We start from the raw sequence: 19,280 nt of genomic DNA on the forward strand, positions 1-19,280 counted from the left end.
GACATGGGGCTCGTGCACACATTCACCGCAGCCGTTGTGTACGCCGAACTCAGCCCGCCACGACGGCACCGATGCCGACAACAACCGCCGGTCTGACCGGCTCGTCCAGGTCCGATTGGTAACGTCCGCTGCGTGCCGTCCTCCCCGTCGCTGGCCACCGGGCCCGCACCAGCGTCGTCGCCGCGTACCCGCCGGGACCGCCGGGCCGACCTGATCGTCGTGCTGGTGGCGCTCGCGCTCGCCGTCTGGGTGACCAGTGGGCTGTGGCGGGACCCGAACGTCCGCACCATCACCGTCAACTCCAGCGACCAGGCGCTCTTCGAGTGGCTGCTGGCCTTCGGTGGGCACGCGGTCACCCACGGGGAGAACCCCTTCTTCACGTACCTGATCAACGTCCCGGACGGCGTGAACCTCGCGGTCAACACCTCGATCACGGTGTACGCCGTGGTCTTCGCCCCGCTCACGTACCTCGTCGGGGCGCCGGTGACGTTCCTCGTGATCCTCACCCTGAACCTGTTCGCGACCGCGCTGGCCTGGTACTGGTTGCTCTCGCGGCACCTTGTCCGCAGCCGGCTCGCCGCCGCCGTGGGTGGCCTCTTCATCGCCTACTCCCCCGGCATGGTCTCGCACGCCAACGCACACCTGAACTGGACCGCGGGCTGGCTGGTCCCGCTGCTGATCTGGCGACTGTTCGCGCTACGGCGGCCCGGACACTGGCTGCGCGACGGGGTGATCCTCGGCGCACTGGTCGCGGTGGCCTTCTCGATCGCCGCCGAGGGCCTGTTCTTCGCCGCGCTCGCGCTCGGCGTGTTCGTGGCCGTCTGGGCGCTGCACCCGGCCCACCGGGCCGAGGCCCGCGCCGCGCTGCCCACCTTCCTGCGCGGACTCGGCGTCACCGCCGTGGTCGCCGGGGTGCTGCTGTCGTACCCGTTGTGGTTGCACTTCGCGGGGCCGCAGCGGTTCCACGGCACCGGCTTCGACCCGGTGATCCACTCCGAGGACATCGCCGCGTTCGCGGCGTTCCCGCGCCGCTCGCTCGCCGGTGAGGTCGGGCTGGGCACCTCGCTGGCGCCGAACCCCACCGAGGAGAACTCGTTCTTCGGCATCCCCCTGCTCGTGCTCACGGTGGTCTGCTTCGTCGCGCTGTGGCGCCGCGCCGACCCCGGCCGCCGGGCGGTCCTCTGGGCGCTGGGCATCGTCGCGGTGATCTTCACGGTGCTGTCCTTCGGGCCGGTGGCGAAGGTCGACGGGCGGCGTACCGACCTGCCCATGCCGTTCGACATCCTCGGCCAGTTGCCGGTGGTGAACGCCGCGCTGCCCGCCCGGCTGGCGCTGGTGGTGGCCCCGGTGATCGGGGTGCTGCTGGCGTACACCCTGGACCAGTTGCGGGCCGCGCCACCCCGGCACCGCTCGACGGAGCTGGCCTGGGCGATCGGCTTCGCGGTGGCTCTGCTGCCGCTGCTGCCCACCCCACTGTTGACCGACGAGCGGGAGCCGATCCCGGCGTTCATCACCTCGGGCACCTGGCGCGACTACGTCTCCGACGGCAACACGCTGACCCCGCTGCCGCTCACCGTGGACATCTATCCGGACGGCCAGCGCTGGCAGGCGTACGCCCTGTCGCACTCCCAGGGCGAGTTCGCCATCCCGGGCGGCTTCTTCCTGGGCCCGGGCGGGCCGGACGGGCGCGGCCGGATCGGCCCGGTACCGCGCACCCTGAGCGCGCTCATGGACCAGGCCGGCCGCACCGGGCTGGTGCCGATCATCACCGACGGCACCCGCACCGAGGTCCGCTCCGACCTGCGGCACTGGCGGATCGAGACGCTCGTCCTCGCCGACGCGGTGCACGGCGCGAAGTTCGAGGTCGACGAGGCGGCCGTCCGGCGTACCGCCACGGCCCTCTTCGGCGAACCGCAACGGGTCGACGACGTCTGGCTCTGGCGCGTCCCACCCGCCTGAGCGGGCCTGGTGAGCCGTCTCACGACGGATCGAAGCCGGATACGGGATTAGGCTGGATGCCGTGACAACGACGACCCCCGGCCTGACGGCCGTCCGCGCCGGCCTGCTCGACTACCAGGCCGCCTGGGACGAGCAGCGGCGCCTGCACGAGTCGGTGGTGGCCGGCGAGCGCGGCGACACCGTGCTGCTGCTGGAGCACCCGAGCGTCTACACCGCCGGCAAGCGCACCGAGCCGTGGGACCGTCCCATGGACGGCACCCCGGTCGTCGACGTGGACCGTGGCGGCAAGATCACCTGGCACGGCCCGGGTCAGCTGGTCGGCTACCCGATCCTGCGACTGCCCGACCCGGTGGACGTCGTGGCGTACGTCCGCCGGACGGAAGACCTGCTCATCGACGTGTGCGCCGAGTTCGGCCTGGCGGCGGGCCGGGTCGACGGGCGCAGCGGAGTCTGGGTGCCAGAGGACGACCGGGGGCCGGCCCGCAAGGTGGCCGCCATCGGCATCCGGGTCGCCCGGGGGGTCACCCTGCACGGCTTCTCGATCAACTGCGACTGCGACCTGACGTACTTCGACCGGATCGTGCCCTGCGGCATCCGCGACGCGGGCGTCACGTCGCTCACCGCCGAGTTGGGCCGCACGATCACCGTCGCCGACGTGCTGCCGGTGGTCGAGCGTCGCCTCGCCACCCTCATCGCGGTCTGAGCCCGCCCGCCGGCCAGAATTTCCGCACGGGGTGTCCCGTGGGGCGTCCGGCCGATCGTCCCTATGGTGGAGTCGGCGAGAACGCCGACTCGACAGCTGAGGCCGGCGCCCGCCGCCGGCCCGGACGCGAGGAGCGGACATGCCCACCTACATCGCGCTCACCTACACCGCGGACGTCGACTGGAGCAGCCCCGAGCAGGCTGACGAGATGGCGGAGTACCGGGAGTTCGGCGCGGCCGCCCGTGCGGTGATCCGGGGCGGCAGCGCGCTCTACCCGACCGCCACGGCGACCACCGTGCGCGTCGCCGGCGGCAAGGGCGGCGACGTGCTCACCACCGACGGCCCGTACGCCGAGACCAAGGAAGCCCTGACCGGCTTCTACCTGCTCGAATGCGCGGACCTGGACGAGGCCGTGGCAACGGTCGCGAAGATGCCGGCGGCCTGGAACGGCGCGGTCGAGGTGCGCCCCGTCATCCCGCTCTGACCCGATGCTGACCGGTGACGCGGCGACCGCCGCTGATGTGGCGGCGCGGGTCGTCCGGGCCGAACGGCCCCGCATCCTCGCCACGCTGATCCGCGTCACCGGCAGCGTCGACCTCGCCGAGGACGCCACGCAGGACGCGGTCGTCCGCGCGCTGGAGAGCTGGCCACGGGACGGCGTACCCGACAACCCGCGCGGCTGGCTGCTGGTCGTGGCCCGACGGCGGGCGGTTGACGTGATCCGCCGCGAGGCCCGCCGCGCCGGGAAGGAGGCCGAGGCCGTGGCGCTGCTCGATCCCGCGCCGGACTCCCCCGAGGCGGTCCGGGACGACCTGCTGCGGCTGATCTTCACGTGCTGCCATCCGGCGCTGTCCCTGGACGCGCAGGTGGCTCTGGCGCTGCGTACCCTCGGCGGTCTGACCACCGCCGAGGTGGCCCGCGCCCTGGTGGTGCCCGAGGCGACGATGACCAAGCGGCTCACCCGAGCCAAGCAGAAGATCGCCCGGGCGCGCATCCCTTATCGGGTACCGGCGGCCGAGGACCTGCCCGACCGGCTCTCCGGAGTCGCCGCCACCGTCTACCTGATCTTCAACGAGGGTTACGCGGCCGGCGCTGGCGACGACCTGATCCGGGTCGGGCTGGCGGACGAAGGCATCCGACTGGCACGGCTGCTGGTGGAGCTGATGCCGGACGAGCCGACCGGCCTCGGCCTGCTGGCCCTGCTGCTGTTGCAGGACTCCCGCCGGGCCGCGCGGATCGGCGACGACGGTCGACCGCTGCTGCTGAGCGAGCAGGACCGGACCCGCTGGGACCGGGCCGCGATCGCCGCCGGAGTCGACCTGGTCGGGCGAGGGCTGCGTCGCACCCCCGGCCACCCCGACCGGTACGTCGTCCAGGCCGCCATCGCGGCCTGCCACGCCCTCGCTCCGTCGTACGACCAGACGCCCTGGGATGCGGTGATCTCCTGGTACGACGTGCTGCTCACCGTGCACGACACACCCGTGGTGCGGCTGAACCGGGCGGCGGCCGTCGCCGAACGGGACGGCCCCGCCGCCGGGCTGGCTCTGGTGGACGCGATCGTCGGACTGAACGGCTACCCGTGGTTCCACGCCACCCGTGCCGAACTGCTGTACCGCCTCGGCCGTTCCGACGAGGCCGCGACGGCGTACCAGGCGGCGCTCGCGCTCGACCTCAACGGCCCGCAGGCGGCCCGGCTCCGCGACCGGCTCGCCACCCTGATCGGCGTCTGAGTCGGGCGGGTTCCGGCCGCCGAGCCAGTTGGCAAGAGCCCCTGCTCTACTTCTGGCGTTAGCGGGGCCCTTCCTCACGGCGTCAGGCGGTGCAGGTCGCGCGGGAACGCGGTGACCTCCCGGACGTTGGCCGCCCCGACCAGGCGGGCCACGAACCGTTCCAGCCCGATGGCGAAACCGCCGTGCGGCGGCATGCCGTGCCGGAACGCGTCCAGGTAGCCGGTGTACGGCTCGACCGGCTCGCCCCGGGCCGCCAACGCCGCCAGGTAGTCGGCGTGCCGGTGTAGCCGTTGCCCGCCGGTGACCAGCTCCAGACCACGAAAGAGCAGGTCAAACCCGTTGGAGCACGCGGGCCGCGCCGGGTCCGGGTGGGTGTAGAACGGTCGCTTCGCCATCGGGTAGCCGGTGACGAAAAGGAAGTCGGAGCCGTGTTCGCGGCGGGCCCACTCGCCCAGCGCCCGTTCGTGGGCCGGCGCGAGGTCCGGCTCGTCGTCGGGAGCGCCGGCGATCACCAACGCCTCGCTGAAGTGCACCGCTGGGATCTCCGCCGGTACGGCCGGCACCTCGACGCCCAGCGTCGCCAAGGCGTCGCCGGCCCGCTCGGTCACCGCGCCCAGCATGCCGGCGACGACGTCGCGCAGCACCCGCATCACGTCGCGGTGGTCGGCGACGAAGCCCAGTTCCGCGTCGAGCGACGTGTACTGCGCGAGGTGCCGGACGGTGTCGTGCGGCTCGGCCCGGAAGAGGATGCGTTGCACGGTGGTACCTCCTTGATCATCGCAACGCGACCCAGGGAGGTGTGGGCGAGCGGGAACCTCGCGGTGCCACCACACCTTCGCCCCCGCCGAAGCGGGGGCCTCGTTCGTCGCCTGGTGACCGGGGCCAGCCGGGCGGGCTCTAGTAGGCGTCGCCGCCGTTCTGCCCGCAGCTCGGGAGGGTCTTCGCGCCCCGGCGCCAGACCGCCTCGCAGCACCGGCGGCTCTCTGCGCTGGCGGGGTCGGGGTGCTACTCGGCTCCGTCGTCGCTGTTGCCGGCGACGCTAACACCCCAACCGCGAGCGTGTGACGCCGTTTTTCCGCTTGCCGGTGTCCGGCGTCACAACATCAGCGGCGTGACGCCGGTCGCCTGACGCACATAGACGGCCACCATCCGGCGTAGGCTCGTTTTCGTGACGATCGAGCACTCCGCGCCGACGACCGGCCAGGCAGCGCGTACCGCAACGGCCGCCCCCGAGGGGCGTCGCCTGCTGCGTATCGAGGCACGCAACGCCGAGACGCCGATCGAGCGCAAACCCCCGTGGATCAAGGTCAAGGCCAAGATGGGCCCGGAGTACACCCAGCTGCGCGGGCTCGTCTCGCGCGAGGGTCTGCACACCGTCTGCCAGGAGGCCGGCTGTCCCAACATCTACGAGTGTTGGGAGGACCGCGAGGCCACCTTCCTCATCGGCGGCGACCAGTGCACCCGGCGCTGCGACTTCTGCCAGATCGACACCGGCAAGCCGGCCGAGTTCGACGCCGACGAGCCGCGTCGGGTCGCCGAGTCGGTGGTCTCGATGGGCCTGCGGTACGCGACCATCACCGGTGTCGCCCGCGACGACCTGCCCGACGGCGGCGCGTGGCTCTACGCCGAGACCGTCCGGCAGATCCACGCCCTGCAGCCCGGCTGCGGTGTCGAGCTGCTGATCCCGGACTTCAACGCCGTCCCCGAGCAGCTGGCCGAGGTGTTCGGTTCCCGGCCCGAGGTGCTGGCCCACAACGTGGAGACCGTGCCGCGCATCTTCAAGCGCATCCGGCCGGCGTTCCGCTACGAGCGCTCCCTCGACGTGATCCGGCAGGCCCGCGCCGACGGCCTGGTCACCAAGAGCAATCTCATCCTGGGCATGGGCGAGGAGCGGGCCGAGGTCTCCCAGGCTCTGCGGGACCTGCACGAGGCGGGCTGCGAGCTGATCACCATCACGCAGTACCTGCGCCCCTCCCCCCGGCACCACCCGGTGACCCGTTGGGTCAAGCCGGAGGAGTTCGTGGAGCTGCGCGAGGAGGCCGAGGAGATCGGCTTCGCCGGGGTGATGAGCGGGCCGCTGGTGCGCTCGTCGTACCGTGCCGGCCGGCTCTACCAGCAGGCGCTCGACGCCCGCGCCGCCAGCACCGTCGCCACCGCCGGCTGACCCGCCGACAGCGCCGCACGGACCGTGCGGCGCCCGGGTGTCATGATCGTGCGATGACCGCCGGGGTACGCGACCAGCCGCGCGGCGCGGACCGACCGCGCCCGCGGCCCGGCGTTCGCCTCGGCCCGGTCGGCTGGCTGACCGGCCTGGCCCTGCTCGCCGGCGTGGGCTACCGGCTCTGGCTGCTGGGCCACGCCACTCCCCCGACGAACAGCGACGAGGCCACCATGGGGTTGGCCGCGCTGCACATCGCCCGGGGCGAGGGGTTCCCGGTCTGGTTCTACGGCCAGCAGTACATGGGCACGCTGGAGGCGTACCTGGCCGCGCCGGTGTTCGCGCTCGCCGGCCCGTCCCTGTTCGCGCTGCGGCTGCCCACGCTGGCGCTGTACGCGCTGTTCCTGCTGCTGGCCTGGCGGCTGACCCTGCGGCTGACCGGGGACCGCTGGTTCGGCCTGCTGGTGGTCGTCCTGCTCGCCCTCGGCGCCGACCGGATCGTCAAGAACCAGTTGATCGCCGGCGGCGGGTACCCCGAGATGAACGCCGTCGGGGTGGCGCTCGCCCTGCTCGCCGTGGACCTGGCCACCGGCCGACCCGGGTGGCGACTGGCCCGCTGGGCGACCTGGGGATTCCTGGCCGGCCTGATGCTCTGGGTCGACCCGCTGGTGCTGCCGTACGTGGTGGCGACCGGCGCGGTGCTGGTCGGGTTCCGCCACCGCGAGCTGCGCGGTCCGGCCGGCGCGCTGGTCGGGGCGGCCGTGCTGCTGGGGGCCGCCCCGCTGCTTGCGGACAGCCTGCTCACCGGCCGGAACCCGGTGCACGCGGTGCTCGCCGCCGGCGGCGCCGACGCCACCGCCGGGTGGGCCGCCCGGCTGCACGGCGGGTTGCTGGTCGGGCCACCGCTCGGCATGGGCTTCTGCGGTCCCGGCACCTGCGCCACCTGGCAACTGTGGTGGGCGTACGCGCTGCCGGTGTTGTTGGCCGTCGCGGCCGTCACCGCCTGGCGGACCCTGCGCCGCGCACCGTCCGGGGCCGGCCCGAACGGTGTGCCGCCCCGGGTCGCGGGGGCGGTACGGCTGGCACTCGTGCTGGCCGCCGTGGCGACCCTCGTCGCGTACACCATGAGCAGTTCCTCGGGCCTGACCCCGACGGAGAGCGCCCGGTACCTGTCCACCCTGCTCATCTGCGTGCCGGCACTGCTCTGGCCGGTCTGGACGCTGGCCCGGCGCGGGACGGGACGGCGGACGGCCCGGCCGGTCGCGCTCGTCGTCCTGGCCGCCACGCTGCTCACCGCCGGTTACGCCACCGTGCAGGCGGCGCGGACGGCTCCGGCGAACCGGGCCGCCGAGGCCCGGCACGCCGAGTTGGTGACCACGCTGCGCCACCTCCGTGTACGACACGTACGCGCCGGCTACTGGACCTGCAACCGCCTCACGTTCGCCAGCGCGGAGCAGGTGGTCTGCGCGGTCGTCGACGACGACCTGCGCCCCGGCTTCGACCGCTACCCCGCGTACCGCCGCGAAGTGGAGGGCGCGGCCGCGCCCGCCTGGGTGGCACCGACCGGCTCACCGCTGGCAGTCCGGCTCGACGGGCGACTCGGCCCGGGACCGGACGCGCTCGACCTGGTCACCGTGGACGGCTGGCGGATCTACCTGCCGCGCGCCTGAGGGCGGCCCGTCGTCACGCCGTGACGGCGGGCTCGGCGAGCAGGCCGAGGCGGTGGGCCAGCGCGGCGGCCTCACCCCGGTTGGTCACGTCCAGCTTGGCGATGATGCGCGAGACGTGCACGCTTGCCGTCTTCGGGGAGATGAACAACTGCTCGGCGATGCGGCTGTTGCTGTGCCCCTCGGCGACCAGCCGCAACACCTCCCGCTCCCGCGAGGTCAACAGATCGGGGCCGGCGGCGCCCGGGCCGGCACCCCGTAGACCGACCCGCCGCGCCAGGGTGGTGGCGGTCTCGGCCAGCGGCGTCGCGCCGAGCCGCCGGGCGATCTCGACCACCTCGGTGATCGCCGCCGATACCTCGTCCCGCTCGCCGGCCGCCGCGGCCGCCTCGGCGAGCGCCAGCAACGCCCGACCGAGCCGGTACGGCTGCCCGTCGGCACGCCACGCCAGCACCGCCGCCCGCCACGCCGGCAACGCCTCGTCGTCGACCGCCAGCAGGGCACCGACCTGGGCACGGTGCGCCCGTGGGGCCGGATGCCGGGCCGGCAGGTCGGCCGCGAGCGCGGCCACGGCGGCGGCCAGCTCCCGATCAGCCGTGCGGGCGGCGGTCCGCGCGACGGCGCTCAGCACCGGCCAGCCCTCGCGGGGAAGCTGCGGCAGACTCTGGTCGGCCACCGCGACGCGGGCGGCGCGCACCGCCTCGGTCGTGTCGTCGGCGGCCAGCGCCGCCTCGATCCCCAGCTCGTGCAGGGGCAGTCGGTGGTTCGGCCACAGGTAGGGCCGGCCGAGGAAGGCCAAGGCGCGGGCGACCAGTTCGTCAGCCGTCGGGTGCGCCCGCGCCAGCCGCAGACCGGCGCCCAGCTGGAGCCAGTGCAGACCGGTCACTCCGGACAGGTCGATCCGGGCCGCCTCCGCGCAGACCGTCTCCGCCTCGTCCCAGCGGCCCAGCGCGATCAGCGCCTCGGCCCGGTTGGACAGCAGGTACGCCCCGGTCGAGCGGCTGATGCCGACCCGTCGCGCCTCGGCGAGCCCGGCCTCGGCCGCCTCGGCGGACTCGGCGTAGCGGCCCAGTTCGCAGAGCACATCGGACTGGAACACCTTGGCGAGCACGAGCGCCGACGTGTCGCCGGCGGCACGGGCGACGGCCTCGGCCCGGTCGAGTTCGTCCAGTCCGTGCTCCTGCCACTCCTGGTGGCACAGCAGCGCGATCCGCGTCGGCAGCAGGATCAGCTCCTCGCCGATCGCCTCGGCGTCCACGGTCGCCTCGGCGGCCACCTGGGCCGCCTTCTCCCGATCGATCTTGACAAGGTGGGTGGCGATGTCGGCGAGCAGCCGGACCCGCTCCACGCCGCGCGGGCTTGCGGACGCCAGCCGGTACGCCTCGTCCAACTCCCGCCGGCCGTCGCTCTTGCCGAGCAGGGCCATCAGTCGACCCCGCTGGTCGAACAGGCGGGCGGCGCGCAGCGGCGCCGAGTCGGCGTCCACCTCGGCCAGTCCGGCGCGGGTCAACGTGATCGCCCGGCTGAAGTCGCCGGCCGTCACCGCCGCGTCCAGGGTCTCCTCCAGCAGGGCCAGATGGTCCATGCCGAGCAGGTCGGCCGCGTCCGGCACCAACTCCCACAGCTCCAACGCCCGCTCCAGCAGCCGACGCTGCTCCGCGTAGGCGTACCGGTCGGCGGCCGCGCAGGCCGCGACCCGCGCGGCGACCAGGGCGCGGGGGTGGTCGTGCGCGGCGTACCAGTGATGGGCGATCTCGGCCGGGGCGCGACCGGCGACGACCAGGTGGGGCTGGGCCTCGATGGCGGCGGCGAACCGGGCGTGCAGCCGGGCGTGCTCACCGGGCAGCAACTCGTCGTGCACGGCCTCGCGCACCAGAGCGTGCCGGAACTCGTAGTCGCCGTCCGGGTCGGCCACCACCAGCTGGGCCGCCACGGCGGCGCGCAACGCGTCCTCCAACTCGGCCTCGGGCATCCCGGCGACCTCGGCGAGCAGGTCGTGGGCGAAGCGGGTACCGCCGGCCGCGGCGATCCGCAGCACCCGCTGGGCCGACTCGGGCAACCGGTCCACCCGGGCCAACAGCAGGTCCCGCAACGTCTCGGGCAGCGCCACGCAGCCGAGCGGATCGCCTGCGGCCGCCAACTCCTCGATGAAGAACGGATTGCCCTGCGTACGGTCGTGGATGTCGTCGACGGCACGCGGCGACGGTTCGCCGCCCAGCAGGTCGGCGAGGATCGCGCCGGTGCCGTCGCGGTCCAGCCGGCCCAGCTCCACCCGCTCGACCCCGCGGGCCCGGTCCAGCTCGGCGAGGAACGGGCGTAGCGGGTGACCGCGCTGCAACTCGTCGGTGCGGTAGGTGCAGACCAGCAGCAGCCGGCCCGGCCGTGCGGCCCGGACCAGGAAACCGATCAGATCCCGGGTGGACCGGTCCGCCCAGTGCAGGTCCTCGATCACCAGCAGCAGCGGGCGGGCGTCGGCGAGCCGCTGGAACAGCTCCGCGACCAGATCGAACAGGTAACCGCGCGGGGCGTCCGTCAACGGTCCCGCGCCCGACGTGGTCGACGCCGTCGGCGTCCGGCCCAGCTCGGGCAGCAGGCGGGCGAACTCCGCCTCGTAGCCGGCGAAGACCTCCGGACCGTCGGCCCGCAGCACCGCGCGCAGGGCTGCCGCGAACGGGGCGAACGGCAGACCCGACTCACCCAGCTCCAGGCACTGGCCGACCAGCACCCGGGCACCGGCACCGGTGGCCCCGGCCGCGAAGTCCTCCAGCAGCCGGGTCTTGCCCACCCCCGCCTCGCCACCGACCAGCACAGTGGCCGGCTCGCCCCGGCCGGCCCGGCTCAACGCGTCGTGCAGCGTGACGAGCTCGCGGTGGCGGCCGACGAGGACGGAACTGGCGGCACGTACGGTCACGGCACCGAGCATGCCATGACCGGACGACACACCGTCCCCGCCGACCGGCCCGCGCCACGGCGGCCCGGCCGGCGGTCGCGGCCCCGCCCCGCCGCCCCCGTTTGGCAACGGGACGGGCCGTTCGACCGTGTCGGGTGGCGCGGTCGCGCTCACCGACGGTCGTCCCCCGTGTGGCGGACCGGCTGGCGGCGGCCCAACCAGGTACGGCCGGCACGGCGTGGCACCGCCCGGGCCAGGCGCTCCGCCGCGGCCTCGGCCCGCAGCTCAGCGGCATGGGTACGGTGCAGGGAGAGCAGGAAGTCCACGTCGTTGCCGAACATGTCAGGCTCCTTCGTCGCGTCGTCGTTCGCTGCCGACAACTCTTCGCGCGAAGGCCCCGCCCGGGCATGGGCACGACGCCTCATCTTCCCCAGCCGTGCCCTCCTTACCCGCCCGGTCCGGGCGGGTGAGCCGACGTAAGGTACTCAGCCCCGGCGGCACCCGGACGCGGATCAACTCGAGCGGCGGGGACCACTAGACTCTCCGGCATGGCAAAGCCCCAGGAGAAGGTCTCGTTCGGCCAACGGCTGAAGCAGATCGGGATGGTGTTCCAGTTCACCGCCAAGCAGGACCGGTGGTTCGCGCCGCTGGTCGCCGCGGCGGTGCTCATCCCGCTCGCGCTCACCGTGGTCGCGGTGATCCTCTGGAGCTGGATCTGGCTGCCGCTGGGCATCCTGTTCGCCCTGCTCGCGGTGCTGATCGTGCTGAACCTGCGGTCCAACAAGGCGATGATGAACGCCGCCGAGGGGCAGCCCGGCGCGGCGGCGCAGATCATGGACAACATGCGTGGCGACTGGCGGGTCACGCCGGCCGTCAGCTCCACCACCCAGATGGACATGGTCCACCTGGTGATCGGCCGGCCGGGCGTGATCCTGCTGGCCGAGGGCAACCCCCAGCGCGTACGCGGCCTGCTCGGGCAGGAGAAGCGTCGACTGGCCAAGGTCATCGGCTCCGCCCCGCTGCACGACTACGTGATCGGCCAGCAGGAGGGCGAACTGCCGATCCGCAAGCTGCGCACGACGCTGCTGCGGCTGCCCCGCGCCCTCAGTGGCAAGGACGTCAACGCGCTGGACAAGCGTCTCAAGGCGCTCACCGCCCGTCCGCAGATGCCCAAGGGCGCGATCCCGAAGAACATGCGCCCGCCGGGCGGCGCCCGCCAGCCCCGACGCTGACGCGATACGCAGAAGAGCCGGACCCGTCAGGGTCCGGCTCTTCTGCGTGTACGCGCCCCGCGCCCCGCGCCCCGCGCCCCGCGCCCCGCGCCCCGCGCCCCGCGCCCCGCGCCCCGCGCCCCGCGCCCCGCGCCCCGCGCCCCGCGCCCCGCGCCCCGCGCCCCGCGCCCCGCGCCCAAGATCCTCACAACATCACCGATGTTGCTGCCTCAGACGCGCCGGAAGCAGCAACATCCCCGAAGTTGTGCGGATCTTGCCGAGATGGGCCGGGCGGGCCGGGCGGGCCGGGCGGGCCGGGCGGGCCGGGTGGGCCGGGTGCGGCGGGGGTTTGGGCGTCAGGCGCGGGGGGCGTCGACGATGACCGAGCCGACGAGGCGGTCGTGCACGCCCCGGCGGCGCTGGTCCATGATCAGCGCGGGGACGACGAGTGCCAGCAGCACACCCCGGGCCAACGCGCGGGGCACGCCGATCCGGCCCCCGTCGTGCCAGTTCACGCAGCGGACCTTGGTGATGTACATGCCGGGCGTCTGGGCGAACAGGCCGAGGAAGAGGCCGTACTCCAGGATCAGCACGAGCACCGGCGCCCAGCCGTCGCGTACCGGGTCGGCGAAGATGTTGGCCACCAGCAGGCAGAGCACCCAGTCGATGATCAGCGCGCCGAAGCGCCGGCCCAGGCTCGGCGGGGTGAAGGTCGGGTCGGTGGCCGGCGCGGCCGGGACGTGCGGATTGGTCACAGCGATCAAGGGTATCCGCGTCCGGATCGAGGCCGTCGGGGTCCCGTCACCGCTGCGTGCCGATTCGGGCCAATCACCTCATGTGTCATTACACTGGCACAGCCGGTACGACGTTCGCGCAGGCTGAGTGCGTGGACAGGAGCGTCCCTGACGCTCCGCGAGGGACGTAACACGGCAGAAACACTGAAGACATGGCCGGGCAACTCCCCGGCCATAGCGTCGCCAGGACGCTAGCCACCCGTGGACGTGCCAGGAGGATGTGTGTTCGCCAATCCCGAGGAACTGCTGCGATACCTCAAGAACGAGGACGTGAAGTTCGTCGACGTTCGTTTCTGTGACCTGCCCGGCGTGATGCAGCACTTCAACCTGCCGGTCGAGTCCGTCAACGACGACCTCTTCACCGACGGCCTCGCGTTCGACGGTTCGTCGATCCGCGGTTTCCAGGCGATCCACGAGTCGGACATGCTCCTGCTCCCGGATGTCGCCACCGCGTTCATCGACCCGTTCCGCGCGCAGAAGACCCTCGCGCTGAACTTCTTCATCCACGACCCGTTCACCCGCGAGGCCTACAGCCGCGACCCGCGCAACGTCGCGAAGAAGGCCGAGGCGTACCTGGCGGCGAGCGGCATCGCCGACACCGCGTACTTCGGCGCCGAGGCGGAGTTCTACATCTTCGACTCGATCCGCCACGAGACCTCGGCGAACCAGTCGTTCTACTACATCGACTCGATCGAGGGCGCCTGGAACACCGGGCGCGAGGAGGAGGGCGGCAACCGGGGTTACAAGACCGCCTACAAGGGCGGCTACTTCCCCGTGCCGCCGGTCGACCACTACGCCGACCTGCGCGACTCGATCGTGCGCCGGCTCGTCGACACCGGCTTCACCGTGGAGCGCTCGCACCACGAGGTCGGCACCGCCGGGCAGGCCGAGATCAACTACAAGTTCTCCACCCTGCTGCACGCCGGTGACCAGCTCCAGCTCTTCAAGTACATCGTGAAGAACGAGGCCTGGGCGAACGGCAAGACCGCCACGTTCATGCCCAAGCCGCTCTTCGGCGACAACGGCTCCGGCATGCACACCCACCAGAGCCTCTGGCTCAACGGTGAGCCGCTGTTCTACGACGAGACCGGCTACGCCGGCCTGTCCGACACCGCCCGCTGGTACATCGGCGGTCTGCTGCACCACGCCCCGTCGCTGCTGGCCTTCACCAACCCGACGGTCAACTCGTACCGCCGGCTGGTGCCGGGCTTCGAGGCGCCGGTCAACCTGGTCTACTCGCAGCGCAACCGCTCCGCCTGCACCCGGATCCCGGTGACCGGCAGCAACCCGAAGGCCAAGCGCGTCGAGTTCCGGGTGCCGGACCCGTCGGCCAACGTCTACCTGGCCTTCTCGGCCATGATGATGGCCGGCCTGGACGGCATCAAGAGCAAGATCGAGCCGCCGACGCCGATCGACAAGGACCTCTACGACCTCCCGCCGGAGGAATGGGGCGACGTCAAGCAGGTTCCGGGCTCGCTGCCGGCCGTGCTCGACTCGCTCGAGGCCGACCACGACTACCTGCTCGACGGCGGCGTCTTCACGCCGGACCTGATCTCGACCTGGATCGACTGGAAGCGCGCCAACGAGGTCGACCCGGTGCGTCTGCGCCCGACCCCGCACGAGTTCGCCATGTACTACGACTGCTGAGCAGTCCACCGCTCTACCGGCCGGGCCGGCTCCGCGATCGCGGAGCCGGCCCGGCCCGTTTCGGCACGCCCCCCAACATACCTTCGCGTCCGATATATTACGGCGATGGATACACCACTGCGCGAACCCACCTTCCTGATCCTGACCGCGCTCGCCGTCGAGCCGATGCACGGCTACGGGCTGATCGGCGAGGTCGCCGCCCTCTCCGACAACCGCGTGTCGTTGCGCCCCGGAACCCTCTACGGCGCGCTGGACCGGCTGGTCGACGCCGGTCTCGTCGAGGTGGACCGGGAGGAGGTGGTGGACGGCCGGCTGCGCCGCTACTACCGACTCTCCCCCGCCGGCGACGCCACCCTCAGCGCCGAGACCGAGCGGCTCCGGCGCAACGTCGAGGCCGCCACCGCCCGACTCGCCGCCCGGGCCCGCGCCGCCCGACCGACCACCCCACGTCTGGCCGGAGGGCTCGCATGACCGACCTCGAACGCCGCTACCTCCGGCTCCTCGCCGCGTACCCCGCCGACTACCGGCGGGCCCGGGGCGCCGAGATCGTCGGCACGTACCTGGACCTGGCGGAGCCGGGCCGTCGCTGGCCGGCGCCCGCGGACGCCGTGGACCTCCTGCGCGGCGGCCTCCGGCAGCGGGTACGCGCCGCCGGCGCGATCCACCTGCTCCCCGGCGTACGTCTCGCCGCCACCCTGGCCCTGCTCACCGCCACCGCGCTCGCCGGCATGTGGACGGTGCTCGAACTGCGCCCGGCACCGCCCGGGTTCGGCGAGCCGTCGGTCGGGCCGTTCGTCTCGCTCGGCATCGTGGCGTGGGCCGGCTGGCTGCTCGCCGCGGCGGCGCAGGCGCTGACACCCGAGCGGTGGCACCGACGCGCGGTCGCGCTCGCGGTGCTCCTCACGGGCGCGCTCGTCCCCGCCGCCGCGCTCACCGGCCTGCCCCGCCCGCCTCTGTTCGTGCTCCTCCCCCAGCTCGGGTTGGGTCTGGTCGCGCTCGGCGCGTCCCGTGAGCAGTCCGTGTCGCTGCGGATGCTGCCGCTGCTCACCGCCGTCGGCGGCCTGGCGGCCGCAGGACCGTCGTCGAACGGCTTCGCCTGGACCTACCGCGCCGTGACCGCAGAGCTGGTCCTGCGCGACGCGGCCGTGGTGGTGCTCGCGGTGACCGTGCTGCTCGCGGTGGGACTGGCGGTACGCGGCGACCACCGGGGCGGCTGGGCCCTGCTGATCCTGCTCACCCCGGCGGGTCTGCTGGCCCTGCACGCGCTGGCCGGCGCGGCGGACGGCGTGCCGAACGCGTTCGCCCCGAACTGGACGGCGCTGGCCGCGACGGCGGCCGTGGTCGCGCTGGTCGGCCCCGCCCTGCTACCGGTCGCCCTCGCCCTCCGCACCCGGCTGGCCCGACCCCCCGCCCCCAGCGCCCCCCGCTGACCGCCCACACCACGCCGCACCACGCCCCGCCCCTGCCGCACCCCCGCCACACCCCGCCCCCGCGCCGCGCCGCACCCCCAAGATCGTGCTCGAACATGGTTCCAGTGGTCTCGAACGCGCCAGAAGCCACTACATCCATGTTCGAGCGCGATCTTGGCGGGTCCGGCGGTGGTCAGGGACGTGGCCGGCGCGCGGGTCGGCTGCTTCGCACGCGCACGAGCAGCACCAGGAGCAGGGCGGTCATCGCCAGCGCGCCGGGGGCCTTGGTGAAGCGGGCCAGGTTTGTGCCGTCCGGCAGGACCAGCAAGGCTGCCAACCCCGCCGGCAGTACGAACCACGTCGTTCGGGTGGCGGCGAGCGCGAGCAGCGCCAGCGGCCAGGTCGCGTACCAGGGGTGGAAGACCGGGGACAGGACGACGGTGGCGACGAGTGCCAGGGCGGCACCGTGGAGCGCCATGCGGCCCCGCGCCGAGCCGGCGACCGGCGGGCCGTCGGTGCCGGCCTGGTCCCGTCGTAGCCTGCGCCAGGTGCGCCACCAGAGCGCCACCAGCACGGCCGCGAGCAGCCCCAGCGCGACCGCGCGGGCCACCGGCACCGCCTGCGGATCCCGGCCGGCCAGCATTCCGGCGTAGTCGACGACGAACCCGACGGCGGTGGGCGGGGAGGTCCACTGTTCGGAGTCGCCGCTGCGGGTCAGCCCACCCACCCAGCCGAAGCCGAGCCCGGTCAACGCCGAACTGCCCAGCACCGCGGCGGCGAGGCCCCCGCCCAGCCACACACCGTTCCGGAGCACCGTACGGTCCGACGTGCCCGCCAGCACGGCGAACGGCACCACCACGACGGCGGTGGCCTTCACCGTCACCGCGCATCCGAGCAGCGCCCCGGCCGCGAGCAACGCCGACGGCCGGTCCGGTCCCCCGAGGACCACCAGCAGGCCGCAGAGCAGCAGGCCGAGCATCACCGCGTCGTTGTGCGCCCCACCCACCAGGTGCACGCCGACCAGTGGCCCGGCCAGCGCCAGCCAGACCGCGCGTCGGGCGGGTAGACCGGCGGCCCGGGCCAGACCGGGCAGGCAGCACGCGGCCACCACCAGCCCCGCCACGGCGATCAGGCGCAGCGCGACGAGGGCACCGACCAGACCACCGCCGAGGCTCACCGCGAGCGCCGCGAGCAGCACGAACACCGGCCCGTACGGTGCCGGGGTGTCCCGCCAGATCGGCGCGACCGTGTCCTGCCACGGGCAGCCCGCCGCCGCGACCCCCACCGCGTACGGGTCGAGGCCGTGCGCGTACGTCCAGCCCTGGCAGGCGTACGAGTAGACGTCCCGGCTGCCCACCGGGGGCGCGAGCAGCAGGGGCAGCGCCCACAGCGTGGCGGTGACGTACGCCCAGCGGGTCGACGGCGCGCCGGCGCGCAATGACCACCACGCGCCGACCAGCAGTACGGTGCCGACCAGCCAGCAGGTCACTGTCGCCGGGCCGCCCGGGGCGCGCCAGATCGACACGGGTGTGACGTTCAGCGGGGCGTCGGGCAGCGCCCCGCCGAGATACCCGGCCACGGCGAGCAGAACCGCGCCGAGCAGGCCGGCGGACCGGGCCACCGAAGGGCGGGAGAGCGGCGGCAGCGCGCCGGGAGCGGTCACCGGCGCACCTTCCCTCAGTCGGCGGCGACCGCCTGGCGGGTCACCCGAGCCGACCGTACCAACCGGACAGCCACCACGATCACCAACAGCGTCATCAGCGGCGCCCCGACCGTCTTGGTGTAGCGGGGCAGGCCGGTACCGTCCGGCAGGATCAGGAACGACGCGACCAGGGCGACCACGACGAACCATCGGGTACGCCGGGCGGTGGCGGCCAGCACGAACAGCGGCCACGTCCAGTACCAGGGGTGCACGACCGGCGCGAGCGCGACGGTGACGGCGAGCGCGAGGCCGGCGTGGAACAGGGGGTCCCGGGTGCGAGCGCGCCACCAGAGCCAGACGAGCAGGACGGCCAGCAGCACCACGGCGATGCCCCGGGTCACCGGCAACGCGTCGATGTGCGCACCGAACGGCACCCCCAGGTAGCCGATGGTCTGCCCGACGGCGGTGGGTGGGGAGGTCCAGGCGATGGCGGCGCCACCCTGGGACAGCCCGCCGATCCAGCCGAAGTCCAGTCCGCCGGCGACGGTCACTCCGACCACGGTGGCGACGGCACCGCCGACCACCCAGCCGCCGTCGCGGAGCAGCGTCCGGAACCGGTACGCCCCGGCGGTGGCGGCCAGCGCGGCGAACGGGACCACCACCACGGCGGTCACCTTGATCGCCACGGCGACCCCGAGGAGCAGCCCGCCGACCAGGAGCATTCCGCGCCGACCCGGATGCGAGGCCACCACGGCCAGCCCTCCGACCAGCGCGGCGAGCATCAGCACGTCGTTGTGCGGGCCGCCGATCAGGTGCGCGGCGACCAGCGGGCAGCCGAGCGCCAGCCAGACCGCCCGGGAGGCCGGCACCCCGGCCCGGCGGGCCAGCACCGGCAGCGCCCATGCGGTCAACGCCACGCCGAGCAGGGACAGGGCCCGGAACAGCACGATGCTGGCGTTCAGCGACCCGGTGAGCTTGACCACCGCCCCCGCGACGAGCACGAACAGCGGTCCGTACGGCGCCGGGGTGTCCCGCCAGATGACGGAGACCGTGTCCAGCCACGGGCAGGGCAACGCGGAGACGCCGTACTCGTACGGGCTGAGGCCACCGGCGAAGCTGGCCCCCTGGCAGGCGTACGCGTACACGTCCCGGCTGCCGAACGGTGGCGCGACGAGCAGCGGCAGCAGCCACAACCCGACGGTGACGAGCGCCCACCGGGTCGACGGCACCGCGTCGCGCAGCCCCCACCAGGCGTACGCCAGCAGACCGGTGCCGAGAAGCCAGGCGGCCAGGACCAGTGGCCCGTGCGGGCCCTGCCAGATGCTGACCGGGGTGCTGCGCAGCGGGCCGCTGGGGAACGCGCCGCCGAGGAACGCGGACAGCGCGAGCAGCGTCGAGCCGGCCAGGCCGGTCCAGCGCGCGAGGTGGGAGGGCACCCCGACATGCTGCCAGCACCCCACCCGGCGGGCG

General features: G+C 73.7%; 15 protein-coding genes and 1 pseudogene. 10 read left to right on the forward strand and 6 right to left on the reverse strand.

The genetic code is table 11. The annotated features are described in order from the left end of the window. Positions 1-132 precede the first annotated feature (132 nt). From ACN263_RS21570 to ACN263_RS21585, 4 genes are all read left to right on the forward strand, one after another. On the forward strand, positions 133-1,959 hold the full coding sequence (locus ACN263_RS21570; protein ID WP_422736169.1) for a DUF2079 domain-containing protein: 1,827 nt from the start codon (positions 133-135) through the stop codon (positions 1,957-1,959). A 61-nt stretch (positions 1,960-2,020) separates the two neighbouring features. Further along, complete coding sequence (gene lipB / locus ACN263_RS21575) at positions 2,021-2,662, forward strand: lipoyl(octanoyl) transferase LipB (protein ID WP_422736170.1); 642 nt, start codon at positions 2,021-2,023, stop codon at positions 2,660-2,662. A 139-nt stretch (positions 2,663-2,801) separates the two neighbouring features. Then, the gene (locus tag ACN263_RS21580) at positions 2,802-3,146 is read left to right on the forward strand and encodes a YciI family protein (protein ID WP_422736171.1); all 345 of its coding nucleotides are present in this window, start codon (positions 2,802-2,804) and stop codon (positions 3,144-3,146) included. A gap of 4 nt (positions 3,147-3,150) precedes the next feature. Beyond that, positions 3,151-4,392, forward strand: a complete 1,242-nt coding sequence (locus ACN263_RS21585; RefSeq protein ID WP_422736172.1) for an RNA polymerase sigma factor — start codon at positions 3,151-3,153, stop codon at positions 4,390-4,392. Positions 4,393-4,466: 74 nt separating this feature from the next. On the opposite strand, the pseudogene ACN263_RS21590 reads toward ACN263_RS21585, so the two are convergent. Continuing rightward, positions 4,467-5,138 (reverse strand): annotated as a pseudogene (locus ACN263_RS21590) (amino acid--tRNA ligase-related protein); the annotation flags it as partial. A 422-nt stretch (positions 5,139-5,560) separates the two neighbouring features. On the opposite strand from ACN263_RS21590, the gene lipA reads away from it, so the two are divergent. Beyond that, on the forward strand, positions 5,561-6,556 hold the full coding sequence (lipA, locus tag ACN263_RS21595; RefSeq protein ID WP_422736173.1) for a lipoyl synthase: 996 nt from the start codon (positions 5,561-5,563) through the stop codon (positions 6,554-6,556). A gap of 53 nt (positions 6,557-6,609) precedes the next feature. Next, positions 6,610-8,220, forward strand: a complete 1,611-nt coding sequence (locus ACN263_RS21600) for a hypothetical protein (protein ID WP_422736174.1) — start codon at positions 6,610-6,612, stop codon at positions 8,218-8,220. A gap of 13 nt (positions 8,221-8,233) precedes the next feature. Here ACN263_RS21600 and ACN263_RS21605 read toward each other — a convergent pair whose 3' ends face one another. Beyond that, the gene (locus tag ACN263_RS21605) at positions 8,234-11,128 is read right to left on the reverse strand and encodes a helix-turn-helix transcriptional regulator (RefSeq protein ID WP_422736175.1); all 2,895 of its coding nucleotides are present in this window, start codon (positions 11,126-11,128) and stop codon (positions 8,234-8,236) included. 149 nt (positions 11,129-11,277) lie between these two features. Then, positions 11,278-11,448 carry a hypothetical protein gene (locus ACN263_RS21610; protein WP_422736176.1) on the reverse strand — a complete coding sequence of 57 codons (171 nt, stop codon included), beginning with the start codon at positions 11,446-11,448 and terminating at the stop codon, positions 11,278-11,280. A 207-nt stretch (positions 11,449-11,655) separates the two neighbouring features. On the opposite strand from ACN263_RS21610, the gene ACN263_RS21615 reads away from it, so the two are divergent. Beyond that, positions 11,656-12,339 (forward strand): DUF4191 domain-containing protein, encoded by a 684-nt coding sequence (locus tag ACN263_RS21615; RefSeq protein WP_363942400.1) that lies wholly within the window; start codon positions 11,656-11,658, stop codon positions 12,337-12,339. A gap of 335 nt (positions 12,340-12,674) precedes the next feature. Here ACN263_RS21615 and ACN263_RS21620 read toward each other — a convergent pair whose 3' ends face one another. Further along, the gene (locus ACN263_RS21620) at positions 12,675-13,073 is read right to left on the reverse strand and encodes an RDD family protein (RefSeq protein WP_422736177.1); all 399 of its coding nucleotides are present in this window, start codon (positions 13,071-13,073) and stop codon (positions 12,675-12,677) included. Positions 13,074-13,334: 261 nt separating this feature from the next. Between ACN263_RS21620 and glnA the strand changes: the two genes are divergently transcribed. From glnA to ACN263_RS21635, 3 genes are all read left to right on the forward strand, one after another. After that, a complete protein-coding gene (glnA, locus tag ACN263_RS21625) occupies positions 13,335-14,759 on the forward strand; it encodes a type I glutamate--ammonia ligase (RefSeq protein ID WP_422736178.1) in 1,425 nt (474 codons plus the stop codon). A 105-nt stretch (positions 14,760-14,864) separates the two neighbouring features. Continuing rightward, positions 14,865-15,230 (forward strand): PadR family transcriptional regulator, encoded by a 366-nt coding sequence (locus ACN263_RS21630; protein ID WP_422736179.1) that lies wholly within the window; start codon positions 14,865-14,867, stop codon positions 15,228-15,230. Beyond that, complete coding sequence (locus ACN263_RS21635) at positions 15,227-16,189, forward strand: hypothetical protein (RefSeq protein WP_422736180.1); 963 nt, start codon at positions 15,227-15,229, stop codon at positions 16,187-16,189. Before ACN263_RS21630 ends, ACN263_RS21635 begins: the two co-directional genes overlap by 4 nt. A 172-nt stretch (positions 16,190-16,361) precedes the next feature. Here the strand turns inward: ACN263_RS21635 and mptB (ACN263_RS21640) are convergent, their stop codons facing one another. Next, the gene (gene mptB, locus ACN263_RS21640; RefSeq protein ID WP_422736181.1) at positions 16,362-17,831 is read right to left on the reverse strand and encodes a polyprenol phosphomannose-dependent alpha 1,6 mannosyltransferase MptB; all 1,470 of its coding nucleotides are present in this window, start codon (positions 17,829-17,831) and stop codon (positions 16,362-16,364) included. Between the two features lie 14 nt (positions 17,832-17,845). Beyond that, positions 17,846-19,246 (reverse strand): polyprenol phosphomannose-dependent alpha 1,6 mannosyltransferase MptB, encoded by a 1,401-nt coding sequence (gene mptB / locus ACN263_RS21645; protein WP_422736182.1) that lies wholly within the window; start codon positions 19,244-19,246, stop codon positions 17,846-17,848. Positions 19,247-19,280: the final 34 nt, after the last annotated feature.

It is taken from the genome of Micromonospora sp. WMMD729, assembly GCF_049315225.1.
In the GTDB taxonomy this organism is placed as follows: domain Bacteria; phylum Actinomycetota; class Actinomycetes; order Mycobacteriales; family Micromonosporaceae; genus Micromonospora.

Excerpts from the sequence above, each read along its gene's own strand:
- ACN263_RS21580 (WP_422736171.1), top strand. The coding sequence starts at position 2,802 with ATGCCCACCTACATCGCGCTCACCTACACCGCGGACGTCGACTGGAGC.
- ACN263_RS21585 (WP_422736172.1), top strand. The coding sequence starts at position 3,151 with ATGCTGACCGGTGACGCGGCGACCGCCGCTGATGTGGCGGCGCGGGTC.
- ACN263_RS21600 (WP_422736174.1), top strand. The coding sequence starts at position 6,610 with ATGACCGCCGGGGTACGCGACCAGCCGCGCGGCGCGGACCGACCGCGC.
- ACN263_RS21610 (WP_422736176.1), bottom strand. The coding sequence starts at position 11,448 with ATGTTCGGCAACGACGTGGACTTCCTGCTCTCCCTGCACCGTACCCAT.
- ACN263_RS21615 (WP_363942400.1), top strand. The coding sequence starts at position 11,656 with ATGGCAAAGCCCCAGGAGAAGGTCTCGTTCGGCCAACGGCTGAAGCAG.
- ACN263_RS21630 (WP_422736179.1), top strand. The coding sequence starts at position 14,865 with ATGGATACACCACTGCGCGAACCCACCTTCCTGATCCTGACCGCGCTC.
- ACN263_RS21635 (WP_422736180.1), top strand. The coding sequence starts at position 15,227 with ATGACCGACCTCGAACGCCGCTACCTCCGGCTCCTCGCCGCGTACCCC.